This window comes from Micromonospora sp. CNZ296 (assembly GCF_007827635.1).
In genome coordinates this window covers 42,295-65,594 of the sequence record NZ_VISW01000011.1, presented here as the reverse complement: position 1 = coordinate 65,594, position 23,300 = coordinate 42,295, and the positions used below count along the sequence as shown (strand labels likewise).

The window sequence follows — 23,300 nt, the reverse complement described above, 5'->3', positions numbered from 1 at the left end:
TGGGAGGCGATCCGGCCGGTCCGGCTGCCAGGATCTGGCCCGTGACGCTCCCCGCCGGCTGGTCGGCCCGCCGCCCGACCCTCGACGACGTGCCCGCGATCCTCGCGGTGGTGCACGCCTCCGACACCTTCGCCGTGGGCTACCCGGACTTCGACGACGAGGACGTGCGGTCCGCGCTGACCGCGCCGTTCGTCGACCCGGACCGGGACTCCTGGCTGGTCACCGACCCGGACGGTACGGCGGTGGCCTGGTCGATCCTGGCCAACCCGAGCGGCGTGGGCCGGGAGTGGGTGGACGTCCTCGTCGACCCCGACCGCGGCGCCGACCTGCGCGCGCCGCTGCTTGCCCGGCTGCTGGAACGCGTCGCCGAGCGGGCCGCCGAGCGCGGCCTGCCCGCGCTGACCGCGCGCACCGGGGTGTACGCGCCGGAGACCCGCTGGGCCGGTGAGCTGACCGAGGCCGGGTTCACCCGGATCAAGCGCTACATCCGGATGAGTCGCTCGTTCGCCGACCTGCCCGCCGAGCCGGCGCCCCCGCCCGGGGTGACGGTGCGGCCGCTGCGCGCCGACGACGAGAGCGACCTGCGGCTGTTCCACCGGATCTACGACACCGCGTTCCGGGACACCCCGGACCACGACCCGCTCGACTTCGAGCAGTGGCGGGAGCTGCTGCCGTCGTACGGCAAGGTCTGGGACGAGTGGTTCCTGGCCGAGGTCGACGGCGAGCCGGCCGGTGCGCTCCAGTCCTCCGACCAGGCGCTCGACCAGGACCTCGGGTGGGTGCGGACGCTGTCGGTGCTGCCCGCGTACCGGCGTCGCGGGGTGGGTGCGGCGCTGCTGCGCCGGGCCTTCGCGGTCTACGCGGCGAAGGGCCGCGCCGGGGCCGGGCTGGGCGTCGACCTGGCCAACCCGACCGCGCCGGTCACGCTCTACCGCTCCGTCGGGCTGGTGGAGGAGCGCTGGACCGACATGTACGAGCGGAGTGTGCCCGCCTCGCGGGTGTGACCAGGCACCCGCGTACCGGGGTCGCCGAGCGCCCGTAGGGTCGCGCGGCGCAGACTGTCGGTGTGGGAGACGCGCTACGCGGACGCGGTGCCGGTGGGGCGGGACCGCAGCTCGGTGACGTAGTCGTCCGGCGCGCCCGCCTTCTCCGCGGCGTTCGCGATCTCCGAGAGGTACCACGCCGTGGGCAGCCCGCCCTCGTACCCGTCGAACACGTAGACCCACGCGGTCACGTCGCCGTCGAGCGTCGAGACGCGGACGGTCAGCCTGCGGTACGTCTCGGCGGTCACGCCCTCGATCTCGTCGAGCTGCGCGGCGTCGTACGGGTGGATGTCGTAGAGCGCCACGAACACCCGGTCACCGGGGGACTCGACCACGGTGCTGACCGAGCCCTCCCACCCGATGACGTCCTCGCCGGCGAAGGTGAGCCGCCACCCCTCAAGCCAGCCGGTGCCCACCATCGGCGAATGCGGGCAGTAGGCGCGCATGCGGGCGGGGTCCAGGTTCGAGCCGTAAGCAGCGTAGAGACGCACGGCGACGACGATAGCCCGGCCGACGGGTGGGGGAGAATACGACAGTGCGTGTCGGACGGGACGGGGAGAAGAAAGTCACTGTGAGCTTCGACGAAGGGATGGCTCTGTGAGCCAGATCGTGATCATCGGCGGCGGGCCGGCCGGGTACGAGGCGGCTCTGGTCGCCGCGCAGTTGGACGCCGATGTCACAGTGGTCGAGGCGGAGGGCGCCGGCGGCGCCTGCGTGCTCTCCGACTGCGTGCCCTCCAAGACGTTCATCGCCAGCTCCGAGGTGGTCACCGGCTACCGGGACACCGAGGAGTTCGGGGTGCACTCCGACGGCCTGGAGGCGGTCACCGTCGACGCGCGGGCGGTGCACGAGCGGGTCAAGCGGCTCGCGCTGGCCCAGTCCGCCGACATCCACACCAAGCTCGTCAAGGCCGGCGTCGAGTTCGTCGCCGGCACCGCCCGGCTCGGCGAGGACACGCTCGGCCACACCCACCGGGTGATCGTCACCCCGGCCGACGGCGGCGCCGAATACTCCATCGCCGCGTCGACGGTGCTCGTCGCGACCGGCGCGACCCCCCGCCAGCTGCCCACCGCCGTACCGGACGGCGAGCGCATCCTGACCTGGCGCCAGGTGTACGACCTGCCCGAGCTGCCCGAGCACCTGATCGTGGTCGGCTCCGGCGTGACCGGTGCCGAGTTCGCCAGCGCGTACCTCGCCATGGGCGTCAAGGTCACGCTCGTGTCCAGCCGGGACCGGGTCATGCCGCACGAGGACGCCGACGCCGCGTCGGCGATCGAGCGGGTGTTCCGCAACCGGGGCATGAGCATCCTGAACAACTCCCGCGCCGAGGCGGTCCGCCGTGTCGGCGACGGGGTGGAGGTGGTGCTCTCCGACGGCCGCCAGGTCACCGGCTCGCACGCGCTGATCGCTGTCGGCTCGATCCCGAACACCGCCGACCTGGGCCTGGCCGAGTACGGCGTGGAGCTGGCCCGGGGCGGTTACGTGACTGTCGACCGGGTCTCGCGTACCAACGTGCCGGGCATCTACGCGGCGGGTGACTGCACCGGCGTGCTGCCGCTCGCGAGCGTCGCGGCCATGCAGGGCCGCATCGCCATGTGGCACGCGCTGGGCGAGGCGGTCCGGCCGCTGCGGCTGCGCACCGTCGCGGCGAACGTCTTCACCGACCCGGAGCTGGCCACCGTCGGCGTCTCCCAGGACGAGGTGGACGCCGGCAAGACCCCGGCCCGCCAGGTGATGCTGCCGCTGTCCGGCAACGCCCGGGCGAAGATGGACGACCTGGCCGACGGCTTCGTCAAGCTGTTCTGCCGGCCGGCGAGCGGCCAGGTGATCGGCGGCGTGGTGGTGGCGCCGAAGGCCAGCGAGCTGATCCTGCCGATCACGATGGCGGTGGAGAACAACCTCACCGTCAACGAGCTGGCCCACACCATCACCATCTACCCGAGCCTGTCCGGCTCCATCACCGAGGCCGCCCGCCAGCTCATGCTCCACGAGCTGGAGTAGCAGCCGTTCGCAGGCATTCGTCGATCATGGAGTTGTGGCCCCCGATCCGACCGGTATGCCCGGTCCGTGCGGGGTCGCAACTGCATGATCGACGGCGCTGGTCCTGGGGCTCAGGGTGGCGTGCAGGGCCAGGGTGGTTATGACGGCTGTCTCGGTGAGGATGAGGAGGCGCTCGATCAGGCCGAGCAGCGCGCGGTCGCCCGGGTAGGCGGACCAGATCATCGCGCCCGCCAGCACCAGGCTGGCCACGGTCAGTCCGCGCAGCCAGGCGGCGGCTCCGGCGACCGGGTGACGGGCGAGCAGCCAGCCGGCCACCGGCAGGGCCAGGAACGACAGCACCGAGGCGTACCGGTGCACGTACGCGGCGGTGTCCATGGGCGTGCCCGGCTCGTTCGTGGGCACCACGGCGGCGGCCAGCAGCCCGGTCGACCAGGCGGTCAGCAGCGCGAGCGGCACGCGGCCCGCACCGGCCCGGCGCAGCGACGGCAGCAGGACCAGGCTGGCCGCCGCGAGCACCGCCATCGCGGTGTCGATGACGCCGCCCCGATCGGAGACGGCGAAGTCGCTGACGGTCAGCGACCAGGGATCCAGGTCGTCGCTCACCTCGAGATGACCGACCATCGCGAGCACCGCCGCCAGGACGATCCCGCCGAGGGCCAGCAGGCCGCTGCTCCGCGTTCCAGGCATACGGCCAGCCTGTCGCCGGAACCGCCCCAGACGGATCCGGGACCACCACCCACTTCACTCCCCGGGTCGTCCCCTACCGGACCCCCGAGAACCGCGTCAGGTGAGGTCGGGTCGAGGTGGATCGTCCGCCCGGTCTCCCGCCGGTTGCGCGGCGGCGATCGATGCCAGCATCTGCTCCCTGAGATGTCTGCGCCGAGCCGCGCGCTCGGCGTCGTCCCACGAAGGATCGATTCGCCGGGCCCTGGCCTTGACGTCGTGCCATCTCGCCGCGTCGCTCATGGCCTGTGCTTCCTTTACGTCGATCAGGTGCTCGGGGGTCAGCTGCCGGCGGAGTCGGCGGTGGCCTCGGCGCGGGTCTGCCGGGTGCTGCTGATCCAGGTCATCGCCCACCCGGCCAGCGCGAACCCCGCAGCGGCCACCCCACCGATCAGCAGCAGCCGCCACGCCGAGTGGGTCAGCGCCGTACCGCCCAGGTGGCCGACGAGCGTGCCGTAGCTGGACCAGGCGAGCGCCGCCGCCGCCTCGTACGGCAGGAACAGGCGGTACGGGTAGCGGCTGCGCCCGGCCGAGAAGCAGGCAGCCATCCGGCCGCCGGGTACGAAACGGCAGAGCAGGATCACCATTGGCCCCGGTTCGCGCAGCCCACGGGTGACCCGGGTGACGGCGCGGCGTGCCCGTCCGGGTGGCGTGGCGCGTGCCGCGCGGCGGGTCGGCGTGCTGCGGCCGATCAGGTAGCAGGCCAGGTCACCGATGAACACACCGGCAGCGCCGACCGCGATGGTGAGCGGCAGGCTGAGCCCGCCGTACACCGTCAGCGCCCCACTGGTGATCATGACGAGCTGGGTCGGCACCACCGGGACGAAGGCGTCGGCGATCAGCAGGATCAGCAGCAGCGCGTACGCCCACATGGGCGACGCGACGTCAGAGATGAGTTCGGCCACGACCGCCACCTCGCCGGAGTTCTCCGTTCGACCGGATCGAGCCTGACGCCGTGCCCGGCGTCACCACCACCGGCCCCACCGCACGGTGACAGCCGACACCGGCAGGCCGTAGATGTGAAACGAGGCGGCCCGCCCGCGAGTGACGGGTCACCGGGGCATACGCGCCGGGGCGGGGCGGCGCGTCGTCGATTCCCGGCGTACCGTTGGTCGGACGCGGCACCGGAGCCGTCGGGTCCCCCGTTCCCGATGCCCGGGCCGCCGCGGGTCGCCGGCAGGTCCCGTGCCGGCGACCCGCACCCACTCTCCGAAACTCAGATGCGCCGTCGATACCCGCGTGCCTATCGTTCGGGCATGCGCAGCGCGGTAGTGACCACGACGCCGGGTGTTCCCGGCGCGCCGCACTGACGTTTCCGTCGACGAGGCCCCGGGGCGATCCGCTCCGGGGCCTCGCGGCGTTCCGGGCCTGCTCGCCTCCGGGTCGTACCCGATCAAGGAGAGCGACATGATCGACCACCGCAGGCTCGGCCGGGACCTGGAGCTGTTCGTCTCCGACCCGCTCGCGGGCGCCGGGCTGCCGATCTGGCTGCCGGCCGGCGCCGCCGCCCGGCACGCCGTCGAGGAGTACGTCCGGGAGCTGGAACGCCGGGCCGGCTACCAGCACGTCTACTCGCCGCCGCTCGGTAAGCGGGAACTGTTCGAGCTGTCCGGGCACCTGGGCTACTTCGCCGACGACATGTTCCCGCCGATGCGGCTGAGCGCCGACGACGAGTTCGTGCTGCGCCCGGCGCTCTGCCCGCACCACGCGCTCGTGTTCCGCGCCCGCGGCCGCTCCTACCGCGAGTTGCCGCTGCGGGTCGCCGAGCTGGGCGGCATGTACCGGGCGGAGCGTTCCGGTGTGCTCGGCGGGCTGTCCCGGGTGCGGGCCATCTCGCTCAACGACGCGCACAACTTCTGCGCGCTGGAGCAGGTCGGTGACGAGGTCCGCGAGATCCTGCGGCTGATCGGCGAGGCGCACGCCGCGCTCGGCGTCCGTCCCGCCGGGTTGCGGTTGTCGCTGCGCGGGCCGGGTCAGCGGTACGTGGGCGACGACGCCGGCTGGGCGCGGGCCGAGGAACTGCTCCGCGCGGCGCTCGACGGGGTGGACGTCGTCGAGGCGCCGGGGGAGGCCGCGTTCTACGGCCCGAAGATCGACATTCAGATCGTGGACGCGGCCGGCCGGGAGTCGACCATCTCCACCGTCCAGCTCGACTTCGACAAGCCGGAGCGGTTCGACCTGTCGTACACCGACTCGGACGGCCGCCGGAAACGGCCGGTGATGGTGCACCGCAGCCTGGTCGGCAGCATGGAGCGGCTGTTCGCGTACCTGATCGAGGTGCACGAGGGCGCGTTCCCCGTCTGGTACGCCCCGGTGCAGTTGCTGCTGCTCCCGGTGGACGCGGCGCAGGCCGACGCGGCCGTCGGGCTGGCCCGCCGGGCCGAGGCGGCCGGGCTGCGGGCCGAGGTGGACTACGCCGGTTCGCTCGGCGCCCGGATCCGGGACGCGTCCCGCCGCCGCGTCCCGTACACCGGGGTCCTCGGCCCCCGGGAGGCGGCCGACGGTTCGGTCTCGCTGCGCCTGCGCGACGGCCGGATGCTCGACCCGATGCCCGCCGCCGAGGCGCTGGGCCTGATCGGCGCGGTGGTCGCGAGCCGGTCGGCGGCGCTGCTCCCGGCCTGACCCCGGCCCGTCCGGGTGCCGGTGAGGCACCCGGACGGGGACCGGTGCCGGACCTGTGGCCGGGTCCACGTCAGTTCCCGACCGGCGTGCCGGCGCCGGCCCGCATCCCCGGCGGGCCGGCCGGGGCGGGCGCCGGCACCTCGTCCTCGATCACCGCGCCGCTGAACTGCGCCCGGTAGAGCCGGGCGTACGCGCCACCGGCGGCGACGAGCTGGTCGTGGGTGCCCTGCTCGACGATCCGGCCCTGCTCCATCATCAGGATCAGGTCGGCGTCGCGGATGGTGGAGAGCCGGTGCGCGATGACGAAGCTCGTCCGGTCCGAGCGCAGCGCCGCCATGGCGCGCTGGAGCAGCACCTCGGTCCGGGTGTCCACCGAGCTGGTCGCCTCGTCCAGGATCAGCAGCGACGGCTCGGCCAGGAACGCCCGAGCGATGGTGATGAGCTGCTTCTCCCCGGCGCTGACGTTGCTGCCCTCCTCGTCGATCACCGTGTCGTAGCCGTCCGGCAGGCTGCGGACGAACCGGTCCACGAAGGTCGCCCGGGCGGCGGCGAGGATCTCCTCCTCGGTGGCGTCCGGCCGGCCGTAGGCGATGTTGTCCCGGATGGTCCCGCCGAACAGCCAGGTGTCCTGGAGCACCATGCCGATCCGGCCGCGCAGGTCGTCGCGGCGCATCGTGGAGATGTCCACCCCGTCCAGCGTGATCCGCCCGGCGTCCAGCTCGTAGAACCGCATGACCAGGTTGACCAGCGTGGTCTTGCCGGCGCCGGTGGGACCGACGATGGCGACCGTGTGACCCGGCTCGGCGACCAGCGACAGGTCGTCGATGAGCGGCTTCTCCGGGTCGTACCGGAAGGAGACGTGCTCGAACTCGACCCGCCCGTGCGGGTCGGCGACCCGGGCCGGCTCGGCCGGGTCGGGGCTCTGCTCGTCGGCGTCGAGCACGGCGAAGACCCGCTCGGCCGAGGCGACCCCGGACTGCAGCAGGTTGGCCATCGACGCGACCTGGGTGAGCGGCTGGGTGAACTGCCGCGAGTACTGGATGAACGCCTGCACGTCACCGAGGCTCATCGAGCCCGACGCCACCCGCAGGCCGCCGACCACGGCGATCGCGACGTAGCTGAGGTTCCCGATGAAGAACATCGCCGGCATGATCAGCCCGGAGACGAACTGCGCGCCGAAGCCGGCCCGGAACAGCTCCTCGTTCTTGGCGTGGAAGGCGGCCTCGACCTCCTTCTGCCGGCCGAAGACCTTGACCAGCTCGTGCCCGGTGTACGCCTCCTCGATCTGGCCGTTCAGCTCGCCGGTGTGCTTCCACTGGGCGATGAACTTGCCCTGCGACCGCTTGGCGATCAGGCTGGTGACCACCACCGACAGCGGCACCGCGACGAGCGCGACGACAGCCAGCAACGGCGAGATCCAGAACATCATCCCGAGTACGCCGACGACGGTGAGCAGCGACGTGAGCAACTGGCTCAGCGTCTGCTGGAGCGTCTGCGACACGTTGTCGATGTCGTTCGTGACGCGGCTCAGCAGCTCACCGCGGGGCTGCTTGTCGAAGTAGGGCAGCGGCAGCCGGTTGAGCTTGTCCTCCACGTCGGCGCGCAGCGTCAGCACGGTGCGCTGCACCACCCCGTTGAGCACCCAGCCCTGCGCCCACTGGAGCATGCTGGCGCCGATGTAGAGCACGACGGCGAACGCCAGCACCCGGCCCAGCGCGTCGAAGTCGATGCCGGTCCCCGGGATCACGTCCATCCGGGCCAGCATGTCGGCGAAGTTGCCGTTGCCCTCGGCGCGGGCCGCCTCCGCCGCCGCCTCGGTGGTGGTGCCGGGCGGAAGCTGCCGCCCGATCACCCCGCTGAAGATGATGTCGGTGGCGTGGCCGAGCACCTTCGGCCCGATGACGCTGAGCCCGACGCTGGCCAGGGCCAGCGCGAGCACGCCGGTGAGCTGGAGCCGGTACGGCCGCAGCCGTGCCAGCAGCCGGCGTGCCGACGGCCCGAAGTTCATCGCCTTCTCGGCCGGCATGCCCATGCTCATGTGCGGCGGGCCGCCAGCGGGGCGCCGTCCGGCCGGCGGCAGCCGCGTCGGCTCGTTCTTCTGCTGCGGAACCGGTGGCGTCCCGCTGTTCCCCCCGGTCGGCGCGCTCACGCGGCCACCTCCGCCGTCTGCTGCGACGCGACGATCTCGGCGTACGTGGGGCAGCTCTCCAGCAGTTCCTCATGTCGTCCCATCCCGACGACACCCCCGTCCTCGAGCACGATGATCTGGTCGGCGTCGATGATCGTGGAGACCCGCTGGGCCACGATCACCACCGCCGCGTCCGCGGTGACCGGCTTGAGGGCGGCCCGCAGCCGGGCGTCCGTGCCGAGGTCGAGCGCGGAGAAGGAGTCGTCGAAGAGATAGATCTCCGGTTTGCGGACGAGCGCGCGGGCGATGGCCAGGCGTTGCCGCTGGCCGCCGGAGACGTTGGTGCCGCCCTGCGCGATCGGCGCCTCCAGCCCGCCCGGCATCTCGGTGACGAAGTCACGCGCCTGGGCGATCTCCAGCGCGGCCCACAGGTCCGCGTCGGTGGCGTCCGGGTTGCCGTAGCGCAGGTTGCTGGCGACGGTGCCGGTGAACAGGTACGGCCGCTGGGGCACCAGCCCGATCCGCCGCCACAGCTCGTCCGGGGCCAGGTCCCGTACGTCCACGCCGTCGACCAGGACCGCGCCGGCGGTCGGGTCGACGAGCCGGGGGATGAGCGTCAGCAGCGTGGTCTTGCCGGCGCCGGTGGAACCGATGATCGCGGTGGTGCGGCCCGGTTCGGCGCGGAACGAGATGTCGTGCAGCACCGGCGCGCTCGCGCCCGGGTACTGGAATCCGGCGCCGCGTAGTTCCAGTTCGCCGCGGCCGGTGACCTCGGTGACCGGGTCGGTGGCCGGCACCACCGACGAGTCGGTGTCCAGCACCTCCTCGATGCGCTCGGCGCAGACCGCCGCCCGGGGCACCATCATCAGCATGAAGGTGGCCATCATGACCGCCATCAGGATCTGCATCAGGTATTGCAGGAACGCGGTGAGCGCGCCGACCTGGATCTGACCGGAGTCGACCCGTGCCGCGCCGAACCAGAGCACGGCGACGCTGGAGACGTTCAGCACCAGCATCACGATCGGGAAGATCAGCGCCTGGAGCCGTCCGATCCGCAGCGCGGTGGTGGTCAGGTCGGTGTTCGCGACCCGGAACCGGTCGGTCTCGTACGGCTCACGGACGAACGCCCGGACGACCCGGATGCCGGTGATCTGCTCGCGCAGCACCCGGTTGACGGTGTCGATCCGGGTCTGCATGAGCCGGAAGCCCGGCACCATCCGGCAGATGATCAGGCCCAGCGCGACTGCGAGCACCGGTACGCAGACCAGCATCAGCCAGGAGAGCCCGACGTCCTCGCGCAGCGCCATCACCACGCCGCCGACGCTCATGATCGGCGCGGCCACCAGCATGGTGCAGCTCAGCAGCACCAGCATCTGCACCTGCTGGACGTCGTTGGTGTTGCGGGTGATCAGGGACGGCGCTCCGAACCGGGCGACCTCGCGGGCGGAGAAGCTGTTGACGCGGCGGAAGATCGAGCCGCGGACGTCGCGGCCGAACGCCATCGCGGTCTTCGCGCCGAAGTAGACGGCGGCGATCGAACAGGCGATCTGGAGCAGGCTGACCACCAGCATCCACCCGCCCGTACGCAGGATCTGGTCGGTGTCGCCGACGGCGACGCCCCGGTCGATGATGTCGGCGTTCAGGCTGGGCAGGTAGAGCGAGGCGATGGTGCCGACGAACTGGAAGGCCACCACGGCGGCCAGCCATCGTCGGTACGGGTGCAGATGTGAGCGGAGCAGGCGGATCAACACGGATGGCTCCCCGTTGGCGGCTCGGTGTCGGACTCGCTGTCCCGGTTCAACCGACGGAGGTCCCCGTCGGACATGCCGGTGATGATTTCGATCAGGAACTGGCGGATCACCGCCCGGTTGGCGGGGTCGGCGTCGACCGACGTCAACGGCCGGTCGCTGTGGATCATGTCGATGATGGCGCGGGCGTGCTCGCCGCCCTTGTCGGTCAGCGTGAGCCGGACCGTGCGGCGGTCCTCCGGGTCGCGACGTCGGCTGACGAAGCCGTCGCGTTCGAGGGTGTCCACGATGCCGGTGAGCGTGGCGGGCCGGACGAAGCACAGCTCGGCCATTTCTCGGTGGCTCACGTCGCCGGAACGGAGGAGGATCATCAGGACCCGCATGCCGGCGGACGTGAGCCCGTGGTGTTCGGCCAGGTAACGCCCCCAGTGCTGCTCGACGACGTGACCGGCGATCGAGATCAGCCGGCCGAGTGGCGCGTGGTGCAACGCGTCGGGGAAGCGGACGAGCGGGCCCATGTTCACGAGCGTCAGATTAGCTCCCGAACCATCAGGCCCCAAACTATTTCTGAGAATCTCCTCAGCCGCGGTCGGCGCGTGCCCGGGACGGCTCGTCGGGGGCGGTGGCGACGTACTCCCGCATCACCTCGGTGACCTCGCGCAGGAACGCGGTGGTGGCCTCGGCCTGCTCGGGCGTGAGCCGGGCGACCGCCCGGTCGACGCCGACGAGCATCGGGCGCAGCGCCTCCAGCACCTCGCTCACAGCGCTCTCGGTCACCTGGAGGCTGAGTCGCCGCCTGTCGTGCGGGTGGGGGGTCCGGGCGACGTGACCGGCCTGCACGAGCCGGTCGACGAGCGTGGTCGCCGAGGCGGACCGGATGCCGAGCCGGTTGCCCAGTTCCACCGGGCCCAGTGGCTCCGGGCTGGAGACCAGGTGGTCGATCGCCGCGGCGTCGGTGGCGTTGAGGCCCAGGCGGCGGGCCAGCGCGGCCCGGGTGTCACCCGCGATCCGCAGCACGTCGCGCAGCGCGCGGGAGGCCTCGCTGCTCGGCGGCGGGCCCGGCGCGGGCTCTCCGGTTGACGGCACCCCTTCCATGGGATAAAGCTAGCATCTCGGGTAGCTAGAAAATCTAGCTAAAAGGAGGGCGAGATGCGCGGCGACGGGCGCGGACGCTGGTTCGGGCTGCTGGCCATCAGCCTCGGCGTAGCGATGATCATCGTGGACGCCACGATCGTGAACGTCGCGGTGCCGCAGATCATCCGGGACCTCGACATCACCTCCACCGACGCGCAGTGGGTGCAGGAGGCGTACACCCTGGTCTTCGCGGCGCTGCTGCTGGTCGCCGGTCGCTTCGCCGACCGGTCCGGGCGGCGGCGGATGTTCCTCGTCGGCGTCACCGTGTTCGTGGTCGCGAGCGTGCTCGCGGCGCTCGCCGGTTCCGGCGAGACACTCATCGCCTCCCGGGTGCTCCAGGGCGTCGGCGGGGCGATGATGCTGCCCACCTCGCTCTCCCTGCTCAACGCCAACTTCACCGGCCGGGAGAAGGGCATCGCGTTCGCCGTCTGGGGCTCCACGATCGGTGGCGCGGCGGCGCTCGGGCCGCTGCTCGGCGGCTGGCTCACCACCACGTACTCCTGGCGGTGGGCCTTCGGCATCAACGTGCCGGTCGGCCTGGCCGTGATCGTCGCGACGCTCGTGCTCGTGGCCGAGTCCCGCGACGAGCGGGCCGAGCGCGGGCTGGACCTGCTCGGCGCGCTGCTCTCGGTGGTCGGCATGACCGGCGTGGTCTTCGCGCTGATCGAGGGCCGCACCTACGGCTGGTGGGAACGGGAGCGGCCGTTGCGCCTGTTCGGGCTGGACTGGACCGCGTCGATCTCGCCGGTGCCGGTGGCCGCGCTGGTGGGTCTCGTCGCGCTCGGCATCTTCCTGGCCCAGCAGGTACGCCGCAACCGGGCCGGCCGCCCGGCGCTGCTCGACCTGTCGTTGTTCGGCATCGGTTCGTTCCGCAACGGCATCCTGGCCGCCGCGATCGTCAGCCTGGGCGAGTTCGGCCTGCTGTTCGCGCTGCCGCTGTGGTTTCAGAACGTGCTCGGCTACAGCGCCTTCCGAACCGGCCTGGCGCTGCTGCCGCTCGCCGTCGGCAGCTTCCTGGCCAGCGGCATCGGCGCGCCGCTGACCCAGCGCTGGGGCGCGGCCCGGGTGGTCCAGCTCGGCGTGGCCGCCGAACTGGTCGGCGTGGCCGGGCTCGGGTTCGTGGTCGCGCCGGACACCAGTTGGTGGGCGCCGCTGGGCTTCCTGTTCGTGTACGGCGTCGGCGTCGGCCTGGCCACCGCCCAGCTCACCGGCGTCTCGCTGTCGCAGGTGCCGGTACGCCTCAGCGGCCAGGGCTCGGGCCTGCAGAGCACCGCCCGGCAGGTCGGCTCCGCGCTCGGCATCGCGGTGCTCGGCACCGTGCTCTTCGCCGGTCTCGGCGGGATCCTCGGCGACCGCCTGGCCGACCAGCCCGGACTCACCCCGGTCCAGCGGGACCAGGTGGTGAGCGCGGTCAAGGAGAGCGCCGGTGCGGCGATCACCGGGTTGGCGGCGGACCCGCGTACCGCCCCGATCGCGGAGGAGGCGAAGCAGGCGTTCTCCGACGCCACCAGGTACGCGGCCTTCGCGGGCGCCGGGTTCCTCCTGATCGGCCTGGTCGCCTGCCTGCGCCTGCCGACGGTGCGCCACGAGGAGACCGGGGAGTCCCCGCCCGCCGAGGCGGAGCCGTCCCGGGCCTGAGCCGCGTCCCCGCCGGGGCCGTCCCGGCCGGGCCTGCCGTCGGGTCATCCGCCGAGGGCGACCGCCAGCGCCGCGGCCACGAAGACGACCTGGAGCACCGTACGGACGCCGAGCGGCGTCACCGGGCGGCCGGCGAGCGTGAGGTGACGCCGCGCTGCGGACACGTTCGCCGGGAACATGGCGAGCATCAGCAGCACCAGCCCGGCCGCAGCCGGGCGCGCGGTGGCCGGGAACAGCAGGGCGAGCGCGCCGGCGAGTTCCAGCACGCCGGTGACTGTGACCAGCAGGCCGGGCCGGGGCAGCGACGGCGGGACCATCGCGATCAGGTCGGCCCGGCGGGACGCGAAGTGGGCCACGCCGGTCAGCACGAACATCAGCGCCAGCCCCACCCGCAGCGCGGGGTGCCACCCGTCCAGGGCGTCCACGCCGAGCAGGCCGGCGATCCGGGCCAGCGCGGTGCCGGCGAGGAGTGCGATCAGGGGTGCCATTGTCGATCCCTCCGACGATCATCTTGTCGATGACAAGATTGCGCGCCACGCGCCATCTTGTCAATGACAAGTTAGGATGACGGCATGGCCTCGTACCACCACGGCGACCTCCGCCGCGTCCTGCTGAGCACCGCGGCCGAGGCGATCGCCGAGTCCGGGCCGGCCGCGCTGAGCCTGCGTGAACTGGCCCGGCGCGCCGGCGTCTCGCACGCCGCGCCCGCGCACCACTTCGGCGACAAGGCCGGGCTGCTCACCGCGCTCGCCACCCAGGGCTTCGACCTGCTCGCCGACGCGTTGCGGCAGGCCGGGGACGACCTGCTCGACACCGGCGTGGCCTACGTCGGGTTCGCGGTGCGGCACCGCGCGCACTTCGACGTCATGTTCCGGCCCGAGCTGTACCGGGCCGACGCCCCGGAGCTGGTCGCCGCCCGCGCCCGGTCGGGGGATGTGCTGCGCGAGGGGGTGGCCCGGCACACCGGTCGGGAGCCGGACGCGGACGCGCTCGCCGCCTGGTCGATCGTGCACGGCTTCGCCACGCTCTGGCTCTCCGGCGCGCTGCCACCACGGGTGGGCGACGACCCGGAGGCCGCCGCCCGCACCGTGATCAGGCGGTTGTTCGACTGAGCCGGCGGGCCGGTCGGGGCGTCACCAGCTCGTGGGCAGCGGCATCCCCTCGGTGTACCCGGCGGCGCTCTGCACGCCGACGAGCGCCCGCTCGTGGAACTCCTCCAGGCTGCGCGCCCCCGCGTACGTGAACGCGCTGCGTACGCCGGAGATGATCTCGTCGATCAGGTCCTCGACGCCGGGCCGGTTCGGGTCCAGATACATCCGGGCCGAGGAGATGCCCTCCTCGAAGATCGCCTTGCGGGCCCTGTCGAACGCGCTGTCCTCGGCCGTACGGGCGCTCACCGCACGCGACGACGCCATGCCGAAGCTCTCCTTGTAGCGCCGCCCGTCGGCGTCGGTGTAGAGGTCGCCGGGGGACTCGTAGGTGCCGGCGAACCAGGAGCCGATCATCACGTTCGAGGCGCCCGCCGCGAGCGCCAGCGCCACGTCCCGCGGGTGGCGTACGCCGCCGTCGGCCCAGACGTGCCGCCCCAGCGAGCGGGCCGCCGCCGCGCAGTCGAGCACGGCGGAGAACTGCGGGCGGCCCACGCCGGTCATCATCCGGGTGGTGCACATCGCACCCGGTCCGACGCCGACCTTCACGATGTCCGCGCCCGCGTCGACCAGGTCGCGTACGCCGTCGGCGGTCACCACGTTCCCGGCCGCCACCGGCACCGGCGGGTCCAGCCGGCGGACCGCCCGCAGCGCCTGGAGCATCCGCTCCTGGTGCCCGTGCGCGGTGTCCACCACGAGCGTGTCCACCCCGGCCTCCAGCAGCGCGGCGGCCTTGCCGGTGACGTCGCCGTTGATGCCCACTGCGGCGGCGATCCGCAGCCGCCCCCGGTCGTCCACTGCGGGCTTGTAGAGCGTGGCGCGCAGAGCGCCCTGCCGGGTCAGCACCCCGATCAGGCGTCCGTCTCCGTCCACCACCGGCGCGAGCCGCCGCCGGCCCGCCGACAGCCGGTCGAATCCGGTACGCGGGTCCGCGTCCGCCGGAACGGTGTGCAGCTCGGTCGACATCACGTGCCGGAGCTGGGCGAAGCGGTCCACCCCGACGGTGTCCGCCTCGGTCACCACACCCATCGGCCGGCCGTCCGCGTCGACCACGACCACCGCGCCGTGCGAACGCTTGGGCAGCAGGTGGATGGCGTCGCCGACGGTGTCGGTCGGGCCGAGCGTGATCGCCGTGTCGTGCACCAGGTGCCGCTGCTTGACCCAGCCGACCACGTTGGCGACGACCTCGATCGGGATGTCCTGCGGGATCACCGCCACCGCGCCGCGCCGGGCCACGGTCTCGGCCATCCGCCGGCCCGCGACGGCTGTCATGTTCGCCACCACGAGCGGGATCGTGGTGCCGGTCCCGTCGGTGGTGGCCAGGTCGACGTCGAGCCGGGAGCCCACCTCGGAACGGTTGGGCGCCATGAAGACGTCGTTGTAGGTCAGGTCGTGCGCGGGGACCGCGCCGTGAAGGAACCGCACCCGGCCATCATTCCCGCCCGGCGGCGCTCCCGCCCCCGGTGGTGGCTCAGACCACCCGGCCCCGCGCTGTTAAGAAGGGGCCCCTTCTCTACCTCAGGCGTTAAGAAGGGGCCCTTCCTTACACCTCAGGCGATGGTGCAGATCGCCGCGCCGGCGGTGATCACCGCGCCGACCTCGGCGGCGAGCCCGCTGACAGTGCCGGCCTTGTGCGCGTGCAGCGGCTGCTCCATCTTCATCGCCTCCAGCACCACGACCAGCTCGCCCTCGGCCACCTCGTCGCCGTCGGCGACGGCGATCTTCACGATCGTGCCCTGCATCGGGGAGGTGAGCGTGTCACCGCTGACCGCGGCACCCGCCTTGCCTCCGCCACCCCGGCGGGCCGGCTTCTTCGCGGCGGGCGCGGCTGCCGCCGTACCCGCGCCGAGCCCGGCGGGGAGGACGACCTCCAGCCGCTTGCCGCCCACCTCGACCACGACGGTCTCGCGCTCGGCCGGCTCGTCGGCGGCGCCGGCGGTGGCGGTGAAGGCCGGTACGGTGTTGTCCCACTCGGTCTCGATCCACCGGGTGTGCACGGTGAACGGCTCGGCGGTGAACGCCTCGTCGCGGATCACCAGGCGGTGGAAGGGCAGCGCCGTGGCCATGCCGTCGACCACCATCTCGTCGAGCGCCCGGCGGGCCCGCTCCAGCGCCTCGGTACGCGTCTCGCCGACGATGATCACCTTGGCCAGCAGCGAGTCGAAGTTGCCGCCGATCACGTCGCCGGCCGAGATGCCGGTGTCCACCCGCACGCCCGGCCCGGAGGGCAGGCGCAGGGCGGTGACGGTGCCCGGTGCGGGCAGGAAGTTGCGGCCCGGGTCCTCGCCGTTGATGCGGAACTCGATGGCGTGCCCGCGCGGCGTCGGGTCCTCGGTGAAGCGCAGCTTCTCCCCGTCGGCGATGCGGAACTGCTCGCGGACCAGGTCGATGCCGGCGGTCTCCTCGGTCACCGGGTGCTCGACCTGGAGCCGCGTGTTGACCTCCAGGAACGAGATCGTGCCGTCCACGCCGACCAGGTATTCCACGGTGCCGGCACCGTGGTAGCCGGCCTCCCGGCAGATGGCCTTGGCGCTGTCGTGGATCTGGGCCCGCTGGGCGTCGGTGAGGAACGGCGCGGGCGCCTCCTCGACCAGCTTCTGGTGCCGGCGCTGAAGCGAGCAGTCCCGGGTGCCCACCACGATCACGTTGCCGTGCTGGTCGGCCAGTACCTGCGCCTCGACGTGGCGCGGCTTGTCCAGGTAGCGCTCGACGAAGCACTCGCCGCGGCCGAACGCGGCGACCGCCTCGCGGGTGGCCGACTCGAACAGGTGCGGGATCTCCTCCATGGTGCGGGCGACCTTGAGGCCGCGCCCGCCACCGCCGAAGGCGGCCTTGATGGCGACCGGCAGGCCGTGGTCGACGGCGAACGCCATCACCTCGTCGGCGTTGCCCACCGGGTCCGGGGTGCCGGGCACCAGCGGCGCGCCGGCGCGCTGCGCGATGTGCCGGGCGGTCACCTTGTCGCCCAGGTCGCGGATCGCCTGCGGGGTGGGGCCGATCCAGGTCAGCCCGGCGTCGATGACGGCCTGGGCGAAGTCGGCGTTCTCGGAGAGGAAGCCGTAGCCGGGGTGCACCGCGTCCGCGCCGGAGCGGGCCGCCACGTCGATCAGCTTGTCGATGCGCAGGTAGCTGTCCGCGGCGGTGTCGCCGCCGAGGGCGTACGCCTCGTCGGCGAGCGTGGCGTGCAGGGCGTCCCGGTCGGAGTCCGCGTAGACGGCGACGCTGGCCAGCCCGGCGTCGCGGCAGGCGCGGATGACGCGGACGGCGATCTCGCCGCGGTTGGCGATGAGAACCTTGCGCACCTTGTGGCTCCTCCCGGGAGGTCGTTGCCGGGAGTTTAGCGGCCGAGCTGCGGAGCCTAACGATCGCTCAGTGTGGGATGCGGCACTGTAGTCAAACTTGGTTATTACGCTTGTCCCGTGTCGGCGACGCGGATGATGATTCTCGGCCTGGTCAGGTGGATGCAGCCGGTGCACGGCTACGACGTGCGCCGCGAACTGCTCAGTTGGAGCGCGGACAAGTGGGCGAACGTGCAGCCCGGCTCGATTTACCACGCGCTGCGCAAGCTCACCGACGAGGGCCTGCTGCGGACCGTCTCGGTCGAGCAGGTGGGCGCCCGTCCGGCGCGCACCACGTACGAGGTGACGGCGAAGGGGGAGGACGAGTTCGAGACGCTGCTGCGGGCGCAGTGGTGGCAGGTCCAGGAGCCGCCCGATCCGTTCGTCGCGGCGTTCTCCTTCCTGCCGGCGATGCCCCGCGACGAGGCCGCAGCGGCGCTGCGCAACCGGGCGAACCTGCTGCGGGCCGGGGTGGAGTCGATGCGGGCCTCGCTCGACTCGGACTGGGTGCGCACCCGCAAGCCGGTGCACGTCGGGTGGATGTTCGAGCTGTGGCTGGCCCGCGCCGAGGCGGAGACGGCCTGGTGCGAGCGGATCGCGGAGCGGATCGAGTCGGGAGTGTCGTACCTGCCCGATGGGATGGAGCAGGCCGAGGGCTGGTCGGGCTGGTCCGACGGATCACGGTGACACGACATAATCAACGTTGACCAAAAGAGCTATATCGCGTTAGCCTCAGCGGGAATCGCGGGGGATTCGTGCGTCCTCGCGGACGATCGGCGGCCGCTCAGGTCCGCCCGGACGACCAGGAGCAGAAATGATCGAGACCAGGGGGTTGCGGAAGTCGTACCGCTCCCGCGCGGGTCGCGAGACGAAGACCGTGGACGCTGTCCGCGGCGTCAACCTCGACGTGGCGGCGGGGGAGATCTTCGGCTTCCTCGGGCCCAACGGCGCCGGCAAGACCACCACGCTGCGGATGCTCGCCACCCTCATCGAGCCGGACGGTGGCGAGGCCACTGTGGCCGGCGCCGACCTGCGCAAGGACCCGGCCGAGGTGCGCCGCCGGATCGGTTACGTCGCACAGGGCGGTAGCACCTGGGACGAGTCGAGCGCCCGTGAGGAGCTGGTCCTCCAGGCCCGCCTCTACGGCATCGGCAAGGCCGAGGCGCACCGCCGCGCCGAGCGCGCGCTCGAAGCGTTCCAGCTCGCCGAGTACGCCGACCGCAAGTGCAAGACCTACTCCGGCGGTCAGCGCCGGCGCGTCGAGATCGCGCTCGGCATCATCCACGAGCCGAAGATCGTCTTCCTGGACGAGCCGACCACCGGCCTCGACCCGCAGAGCCGCGCGCACATGTGGGACGAGATCCGCCGGCTGCGCACCGAGGGGATGACCGTCTTCATCACCACGCACTACCTGGACGAGGCGGACGCGCTCTGCGACCGCATCGCGATCATGGACCACGGCGAGGTGGTCGCCGAGGGCACACCGGCCGAGCTGAAGCGGGAGATCTCCGGCGAGGTGGTGATCGTCGGCCTGGACGCGCCGAGCACCCCGCGCGCCGCCGAGCTGCTCGACACCGAGGCGTACGTGAGCAAGCTGGAGACCGTCGACGAGGGCGGCCTGCGTCTCTACGTCGACGAGGGCGCCACCGCCATCCCGCAGGTGCTGCGCCGCCTCGACCACGCCGGGCTGGACCTGCGCTCGATCGAGCTGCACCGCCCCAGCCTGGACGACGTCTTCCTCACCAAGACCGGCCGCTCGCTGCGCGAGTCCTGACCCCCGGAGAAGCTGTCATGAAACTCGCCCGCGACACCTGGCTGATCTTCCAGCGCCAGACGCAACTGCTGCTGCGCAACCCGGTATGGATCTTCGTCGGCGTCTTCCAGCCGGTGATGTACCTGCTCCTGTTCGCCCCGCTGCTCAAGCCGGCGCTGAACGCGCCCACCCAGGCCGCCGCGTACAAGATCTTCGTGCCCGGCCTGCTCGTGCTGCTGGCCATCTTCGGCGGCCTGTTCCAGGGGTTCGGCCTGATCGCCGAGCTGCGCGCCGGCGTGATCGAGCGCTCCCGGGTCACCCCGGTCAGCCGGCTCGCCCTGCTGCTCGGCCGCTCGCTGCGCGACGTCGTCTCGCTGATCGCGCAGGCGATCATCATCACGCTGCTGGCGCTCGCGTTCGACCTGCGCGTGTTCATCGGCAACCTGCTCCTGGCGTACCTGATGCTCGCCCTCATCGCGCTGATGACCTCGGCCGTCTCCTACGGCATCGCGCTCAAGGTCAAGAGCGAGGACGCGCTCGCCCCACTGATGAACACAGTCGCGCAGCCGGTGCTGCTGCTCTCCGGCATCCTGCTGCCGCTCACCTTCGCCCCCGGCTGGCTCCAGGGCGTGGCCAAGTGGAACCCGTTCTCCTGGGCGGTCGAGGGCACCCGTGCGCTGTTCAACGGCGACCTCGGCAACGACCGCGTCTGGCAGGGCCTCGGCATCATCGCGGTGCTCGCCGCCGCAGGCGTGTTCTGGGCCGCCCGCCAGTTCGCCCGCAGCGTCCGCTGAGCAGGGGAGACCTACCTCTCAGCAGGGGCGGGGCACCGGCCGGGCGCGCGTAGCGTAAGGCTGGTGCCCCGCCTCACCCGTGACCGGATCACCTGGCTGACCTACGCCCAGCTCGGTCTGTGGGGCTTCTTCCTCTACGGGTTCGGCCCGGTCGTACCCCTGCTCCGCGACGAACAGGGCACCAGCGCCGCCGTCGCCGGCCTGCACAGCACCGGCATCGCCGTGGGCGCGCTCGCCGGCGGCGCGCTGTTCGCCCCGGTCGCCCGCCGCCTCGGCCGCGGCCCGGCCATCTGGCTCGGCCTCGCCGGTGTCGCTGCCGGAGTCACCGCGCTCGGCCTGCTCCGCCCGCTGCCGGCCACGCTCGCCTCCGTCGCGGTCATCGCCACCTTCGGCATGATGGTCGTCAGCGGCGTCAGCGTGGTGCTCACCGCCCGGCACGGACCCGCCGCCCCCGCCGCGCTCACCGAGGCCAACGCGGCCTGCGCCGGCATGGGCATCCTGGCGCCGCTGACCATCGGCGCCACCGTCGACGCCGGTCTCGGCTGGCGACCGCTGATGGCCGTCGAGGTCGGGCTGATCGCGCTCGTCGCGCTCGCCGCCCTGACCTTCCGGGTACGCGGGCCGAAAACCGCCCCCGCTGACGCGGCTGCCGGCACACCCGTCCCCGTGGCAGCCTCCACCCGGGTGCCCGCCGTCCCCGCCCTCGGGGTTTCCGAGGCCGTCGTGCCTGCTCCCGTCGTCCCCGGTCCCGTGGTGCCTGCTCCCGTCGTCCCCGCTCCTGCCGTCCCGGCTTCGGTCGTTCCCGCTCCTGCCGTGCCCGCTTTGGTTGTTCCCGCCTCCGGTGCCGTCGAGGCCGTCGCCACCGATTCCTCCGTCCGGGCCTCGGCCGTTCCCGCCTCCGGGGAGCCCGTTTCCTCCTTCGGCTCCGGTGCGGCGGGGCGGCTGCCGCGTGCGTACTGGATCGCCTGGGTTCTGATGTCCGTCACCGGGTCGATCGAGGTCTGCCTGTCGTTGTGGACCGCCGACGTGCTGCGGACCCATGCCGGGCTGAGCGCGGGCGGGGCGTCGGCGGCGGTCGCTGCGATCGTCTGCGGCATGTTCGCCGGCCGGCTCGCCGGTGGCCGGGCCGCGTTGCGCTGGGCGCCGGTGCCGCTGCTGCTCGGCGCGCTCACCGTCTCGATGGCCGGGTTCGCGCTGTTCTGGGGCAGCACCGTCGGCTGGCTCGCGGTCACCGGGCTGGTCGTGCTCGGGCTCGGCAACGCGCTGCACTACCCGTTGGCGATCTCGATCGCGCTGGCCGTCGCCGGTCCGGCTGCGGACAAGGCGGCGGGCTGGTCCGCGTACTCGATGGGTGTGGGTTTCGGGATCGCGCCGGTGGCGCTCGGATGGGTGGCCGACGGCGTCGGCCCGCACCCGGCGTTCCTGCTGCTGCCCGCGTTCATCGCGGTGGCGGTGCTGCTGACCGTACGGCTGGGCCGTGCCCTCCCCGCGCCGGTCCGCGCGGCTTGATCGACTCCACCTCGGCGAGGTGGCGGTATCCGGTGCTCAGGGATGCCGCCACTTCGGGGAGGTTGTGTTCGGTCGGCTCAGAGCGTCCGGGCGAGTGTGAGGTCGTCGGCGGTGGGTGTCATGGCCGCCGTGCGCTGCCTGTTTGGTGCGGGTGGCTTGATCGACTCCATGTCGGCGAGGTGGCGGTATCCGGTGCTCAGGGATGCCGCCACTTCGGGGAGGTTGTGTTCGGCTGGCTCAGCGCGCCCGGGCGAGTGTGAGGTCGTCGGCGGTGGGTGTCATGGCCGCCGTGCGTTGCCTGTTTGGTGCGGGTGGCTTGATCGACTCCATGTCGGCGAGGTGGCGGTATCCGGTGCTCAGGGATGCCGCCACCACGGCGAGGTTGTGTTCAGTCGGCTCAGAGCACCCGGGCGAGCGTGACCCCGTCGGCGATCGGCAGCATGACCGCCTCGACCCGGACGTCCGCGATGACCGCGTCGTTGAACGCGGCGATCGCCCGGTCGTCGGCGTTGCGCGGGGCGAGCACCCGGCCGTCGCGCAGCGTGTTGTCGACGGCGATCACCGCGCCGGGACGCATGCGGGGCACCAGCTCGTCCCAGTAGATCGGGTAGCCGACCTTGTCCGCGTCGATGAAAGCGAAGTCCAGGTAACGCTCGCGGGGCAGTTCGCGCAGCGTCTCCGCGGCCGGGCCGATGCGCAGCTCGATGCGGTCCTGCACACCGGCGCGCTGCCAGTAGCGCCGGGCCACGCCCGTGTACTCCTCGGAGATGTCGAAGCAGGTCAACCGGCCGTCCTCGGCCAGCCCTCGGGCGATGGCCAGCGAGGAGAGGCCGGTGAACGTGCCGACCTCGACCGCCTGCCGTACGCCGAGCAGCCGGGTCAGGAACGTCAGGAACGCGGCCTGTTCGGGCGCGACCTGCATGACCGCCTCGGCGGGCAGGGCCGCCCGGGTCTCCTCGGCCAGCTCCTGGACGATCTCGTCCGGGGCGGACCCGTGGGCCACCAGGTAAGCGTGCAGTTCCGGGGTGAGCGGCAGCGGCTTCGTGGTCATGTCCGGACGTTAGCCGAGATGTTCGATCTCCTGGCCCCCGGGCGCGATCTTCGTCCACAGGTCGACGATGCTCAGCTCCACCTCGGCGAGCAGCCGGCGCAGCAACGGCAGGGACAACCCCACCACCGTGCCCGGGTCACCCTCGATCCCGGTCAGGAACGCCCCGCCCAGCCCGTCGATGGTGAACGCGCCCGCCACGGCCAGCGGCTCGCCCGTCGCCACGTACGCGGCGATCTCGTCGTCGCTGACATCCGCGAAGTGCACGGTGGTCGAGGCGACGGCCTCGGCGCGGGACTCGTGGGTCACGTCGATCAGGCAGTGCCCGGTGTGCAGGACACCGCTGTGCCCGCGCATCCGCTGCCACCGCCGGGTGGCGTCCGCCGCGTCATCGGGCTTGCCGAGGATCTCGCCGTCGAAGGCGAGTACCGAGTCACAGCCGAGCACCAGCGTGCGCTCGTCCGGCGAGGGCCGCAGCCGATCACGTACCGCCTGCGCCTTCAGCCGGGCCAGCTCCAGGCACAGATCCTCGGCCCGATCGCTCACCACCTGCGACTCGTCCACGCCGCTGACCAGCACGTCCGGCTCGATCCCGGCGGCCTGGAGCAACTTGCGGCGGGCGGGAGACTGCGAGGCGAGCACGAGGCGCACCGGTACGGAGGTCGACACCCCG

Annotated in this window: 24 protein-coding genes; 9 read left to right on the top strand and 15 right to left on the bottom strand. The window is 72.4% G+C overall.

All coding sequences use genetic code 11. The features are described from left to right. Window positions 1-41: 41 nt before the first annotated feature. A complete protein-coding gene (locus tag FB455_RS19115; protein ID WP_013473987.1) occupies window positions 42-1,004 on the top strand; it encodes a GNAT family N-acetyltransferase in 963 nt (320 codons plus the stop codon). 74 nt (window positions 1,005-1,078) lie between these two features. Here FB455_RS19115 and FB455_RS19110 read toward each other — a convergent pair whose 3' ends face one another. Then, the gene (locus FB455_RS19110) at window positions 1,079-1,534 is read right to left on the bottom strand and encodes a gamma-glutamylcyclotransferase (RefSeq protein ID WP_013284020.1); all 456 of its coding nucleotides are present in this window, start codon (window positions 1,532-1,534) and stop codon (window positions 1,079-1,081) included. A 106-nt stretch (window positions 1,535-1,640) separates the two neighbouring features. On the opposite strand from FB455_RS19110, the gene FB455_RS19105 reads away from it, so the two are divergent. Next, window positions 1,641-3,044 (top strand): NAD(P)H-quinone dehydrogenase, encoded by a 1,404-nt coding sequence (locus FB455_RS19105; protein ID WP_013284021.1) that lies wholly within the window; start codon window positions 1,641-1,643, stop codon window positions 3,042-3,044. A gap of 24 nt (window positions 3,045-3,068) precedes the next feature. Here FB455_RS19105 and FB455_RS19100 read toward each other — a convergent pair whose 3' ends face one another. The 3 genes from FB455_RS19100 to FB455_RS19090 all read right to left on the bottom strand — a co-directional run bounded on the left by FB455_RS19100 (window position 3,069) and on the right by FB455_RS19090 (window position 4,672). After that, entirely contained in the window at window positions 3,069-3,731 is a 663-nt protein-coding gene (locus tag FB455_RS19100; RefSeq protein WP_145754393.1) for a DUF998 domain-containing protein, read from the bottom strand. A gap of 96 nt (window positions 3,732-3,827) precedes the next feature. Then, window positions 3,828-4,010: a hypothetical protein gene (locus tag FB455_RS19095; RefSeq protein WP_141722566.1), complete on the bottom strand. Its 183-nt coding sequence runs from the start codon at window positions 4,008-4,010 to the stop codon at window positions 3,828-3,830. Between the two features lie 38 nt (window positions 4,011-4,048). After that, window positions 4,049-4,672 carry a DedA family protein gene (locus tag FB455_RS19090; RefSeq protein ID WP_013473989.1) on the bottom strand — a complete coding sequence of 208 codons (624 nt, stop codon included), beginning with the start codon at window positions 4,670-4,672 and terminating at the stop codon, window positions 4,049-4,051. A 502-nt stretch (window positions 4,673-5,174) separates the two neighbouring features. Here FB455_RS19090 and thrS point away from each other — a divergent pair. Then, a complete protein-coding gene (thrS, locus tag FB455_RS19085) occupies window positions 5,175-6,389 on the top strand; it encodes a threonine--tRNA ligase (protein WP_145754390.1) in 1,215 nt (404 codons plus the stop codon). Window positions 6,390-6,459: 70 nt separating this feature from the next. Here thrS and FB455_RS19080 read toward each other — a convergent pair whose 3' ends face one another. The 4 genes from FB455_RS19080 to FB455_RS19065 form a co-directional block, all read right to left on the bottom strand. Beyond that, entirely contained in the window at window positions 6,460-8,538 is a 2,079-nt protein-coding gene (locus FB455_RS19080) for an ABC transporter ATP-binding protein (protein ID WP_145754387.1), read from the bottom strand. Then, complete coding sequence (locus FB455_RS19075; protein WP_145754384.1) at window positions 8,535-10,268, bottom strand: ABC transporter ATP-binding protein; 1,734 nt, start codon at window positions 10,266-10,268, stop codon at window positions 8,535-8,537. Before FB455_RS19075 ends, FB455_RS19080 begins: the two co-directional genes overlap by 4 nt. Further along, window positions 10,262-10,783 carry a MarR family winged helix-turn-helix transcriptional regulator gene (locus tag FB455_RS19070; RefSeq protein WP_030270693.1) on the bottom strand — a complete coding sequence of 174 codons (522 nt, stop codon included), beginning with the start codon at window positions 10,781-10,783 and terminating at the stop codon, window positions 10,262-10,264. The genes FB455_RS19075 and FB455_RS19070 overlap by 7 nt, the downstream gene beginning before the upstream one ends. 61 nt (window positions 10,784-10,844) lie before the next feature. Continuing rightward, entirely contained in the window at window positions 10,845-11,360 is a 516-nt protein-coding gene (locus FB455_RS19065) for a MarR family winged helix-turn-helix transcriptional regulator (protein WP_013284028.1), read from the bottom strand. A gap of 54 nt (window positions 11,361-11,414) precedes the next feature. On the opposite strand from FB455_RS19065, the gene FB455_RS19060 reads away from it, so the two are divergent. Then, the gene (locus tag FB455_RS19060; RefSeq protein ID WP_145754380.1) at window positions 11,415-13,037 is read left to right on the top strand and encodes a DHA2 family efflux MFS transporter permease subunit; all 1,623 of its coding nucleotides are present in this window, start codon (window positions 11,415-11,417) and stop codon (window positions 13,035-13,037) included. A gap of 44 nt (window positions 13,038-13,081) precedes the next feature. Here the strand turns inward: FB455_RS19060 and FB455_RS19055 are convergent, their stop codons facing one another. Continuing rightward, window positions 13,082-13,525, bottom strand: a complete 444-nt coding sequence (locus FB455_RS19055; protein ID WP_013284030.1) for a DoxX family protein — start codon at window positions 13,523-13,525, stop codon at window positions 13,082-13,084. A gap of 84 nt (window positions 13,526-13,609) precedes the next feature. On the opposite strand from FB455_RS19055, the gene FB455_RS19050 reads away from it, so the two are divergent. Then, on the top strand, window positions 13,610-14,149 hold the full coding sequence (locus tag FB455_RS19050; RefSeq protein WP_013284031.1) for a TetR/AcrR family transcriptional regulator: 540 nt from the start codon (window positions 13,610-13,612) through the stop codon (window positions 14,147-14,149). A 21-nt stretch (window positions 14,150-14,170) separates the two neighbouring features. Here the strand turns inward: FB455_RS19050 and FB455_RS19045 are convergent, their stop codons facing one another. Beyond that, a complete protein-coding gene (locus FB455_RS19045) occupies window positions 14,171-15,610 on the bottom strand; it encodes a GuaB1 family IMP dehydrogenase-related protein (protein WP_013284032.1) in 1,440 nt (479 codons plus the stop codon). 125 nt (window positions 15,611-15,735) lie between these two features. Further along, window positions 15,736-17,487, bottom strand: a complete 1,752-nt coding sequence (locus FB455_RS19040) for an acetyl/propionyl/methylcrotonyl-CoA carboxylase subunit alpha (RefSeq protein ID WP_013473998.1) — start codon at window positions 17,485-17,487, stop codon at window positions 15,736-15,738. A gap of 132 nt (window positions 17,488-17,619) precedes the next feature. On the opposite strand from FB455_RS19040, the gene FB455_RS19035 reads away from it, so the two are divergent. The 4 genes from FB455_RS19035 to FB455_RS19020 all read left to right on the top strand — a co-directional run bounded on the left by FB455_RS19035 (window position 17,620) and on the right by FB455_RS19020 (window position 21,579). Next, the gene (locus FB455_RS19035) at window positions 17,620-18,210 is read left to right on the top strand and encodes a PadR family transcriptional regulator (RefSeq protein WP_013284034.1); all 591 of its coding nucleotides are present in this window, start codon (window positions 17,620-17,622) and stop codon (window positions 18,208-18,210) included. A 127-nt stretch (window positions 18,211-18,337) separates the two neighbouring features. Further along, window positions 18,338-19,297 (top strand): daunorubicin resistance protein DrrA family ABC transporter ATP-binding protein, encoded by a 960-nt coding sequence (locus FB455_RS19030; RefSeq protein WP_013473999.1) that lies wholly within the window; start codon window positions 18,338-18,340, stop codon window positions 19,295-19,297. A gap of 17 nt (window positions 19,298-19,314) precedes the next feature. Continuing rightward, window positions 19,315-20,070 carry an ABC transporter permease gene (locus tag FB455_RS19025; protein ID WP_013284036.1) on the top strand — a complete coding sequence of 252 codons (756 nt, stop codon included), beginning with the start codon at window positions 19,315-19,317 and terminating at the stop codon, window positions 20,068-20,070. 63 nt (window positions 20,071-20,133) lie between these two features. Then, entirely contained in the window at window positions 20,134-21,579 is a 1,446-nt protein-coding gene (locus FB455_RS19020) for an MFS transporter (protein WP_145754377.1), read from the top strand. Window positions 21,580-21,656: 77 nt separating this feature from the next. Here FB455_RS19020 and FB455_RS34820 read toward each other — a convergent pair whose 3' ends face one another. The 4 genes from FB455_RS34820 to FB455_RS19010 are packed head-to-tail and all read right to left on the bottom strand — an operon-like array spanning window position 21,657 to window position 23,296. Further along, on the bottom strand, window positions 21,657-21,791 hold the full coding sequence (locus FB455_RS34820) for a hypothetical protein (protein WP_486481553.1): 135 nt from the start codon (window positions 21,789-21,791) through the stop codon (window positions 21,657-21,659). Window positions 21,792-21,816: 25 nt separating this feature from the next. After that, the gene (locus FB455_RS34815; protein WP_486481552.1) at window positions 21,817-21,951 is read right to left on the bottom strand and encodes a hypothetical protein; all 135 of its coding nucleotides are present in this window, start codon (window positions 21,949-21,951) and stop codon (window positions 21,817-21,819) included. Between the two features lie 25 nt (window positions 21,952-21,976). After that, on the bottom strand, window positions 21,977-22,630 hold the full coding sequence (locus tag FB455_RS19015; RefSeq protein ID WP_013474001.1) for an O-methyltransferase: 654 nt from the start codon (window positions 22,628-22,630) through the stop codon (window positions 21,977-21,979). Window positions 22,631-22,639: 9 nt separating this feature from the next. After that, window positions 22,640-23,296, bottom strand: coding sequence for a Maf family protein (locus FB455_RS19010; RefSeq protein WP_013284039.1), 657 nt, complete (start codon window positions 23,294-23,296; stop codon window positions 22,640-22,642). Window positions 23,297-23,300 lie beyond the last annotated feature (4 nt).

Bases quoted from the DNA above. Each gene is read 5' to 3' on its own strand.
- FB455_RS19100 (WP_145754393.1), bottom strand. From the start codon at position 3,731: ATGCCTGGAACGCGGAGCAGCGGCCTGCTGGCCCTCGGCGGGATCGTC.
- FB455_RS19095 (WP_141722566.1), bottom strand. From the start codon at position 4,010: ATGAGCGACGCGGCGAGATGGCACGACGTCAAGGCCAGGGCCCGGCGA.
- thrS (WP_145754390.1), top strand. From the start codon at position 5,175: ATGATCGACCACCGCAGGCTCGGCCGGGACCTGGAGCTGTTCGTCTCC.
- FB455_RS19070 (WP_030270693.1), bottom strand. From the start codon at position 10,783: ATGGGCCCGCTCGTCCGCTTCCCCGACGCGTTGCACCACGCGCCACTC.
- FB455_RS19065 (WP_013284028.1), bottom strand. From the start codon at position 11,360: ATGGAAGGGGTGCCGTCAACCGGAGAGCCCGCGCCGGGCCCGCCGCCG.
- FB455_RS19060 (WP_145754380.1), top strand. From the start codon at position 11,415: ATGCGCGGCGACGGGCGCGGACGCTGGTTCGGGCTGCTGGCCATCAGC.
- FB455_RS19055 (WP_013284030.1), bottom strand. From the start codon at position 13,525: ATGGCACCCCTGATCGCACTCCTCGCCGGCACCGCGCTGGCCCGGATC.
- FB455_RS19050 (WP_013284031.1), top strand. From the start codon at position 13,610: ATGGCCTCGTACCACCACGGCGACCTCCGCCGCGTCCTGCTGAGCACC.
- FB455_RS19035 (WP_013284034.1), top strand. From the start codon at position 17,620: ATGATGATTCTCGGCCTGGTCAGGTGGATGCAGCCGGTGCACGGCTAC.
- FB455_RS19030 (WP_013473999.1), top strand. From the start codon at position 18,338: ATGATCGAGACCAGGGGGTTGCGGAAGTCGTACCGCTCCCGCGCGGGT.
- FB455_RS19025 (WP_013284036.1), top strand. From the start codon at position 19,315: ATGAAACTCGCCCGCGACACCTGGCTGATCTTCCAGCGCCAGACGCAA.
- FB455_RS19015 (WP_013474001.1), bottom strand. From the start codon at position 22,630: ATGACCACGAAGCCGCTGCCGCTCACCCCGGAACTGCACGCTTACCTG.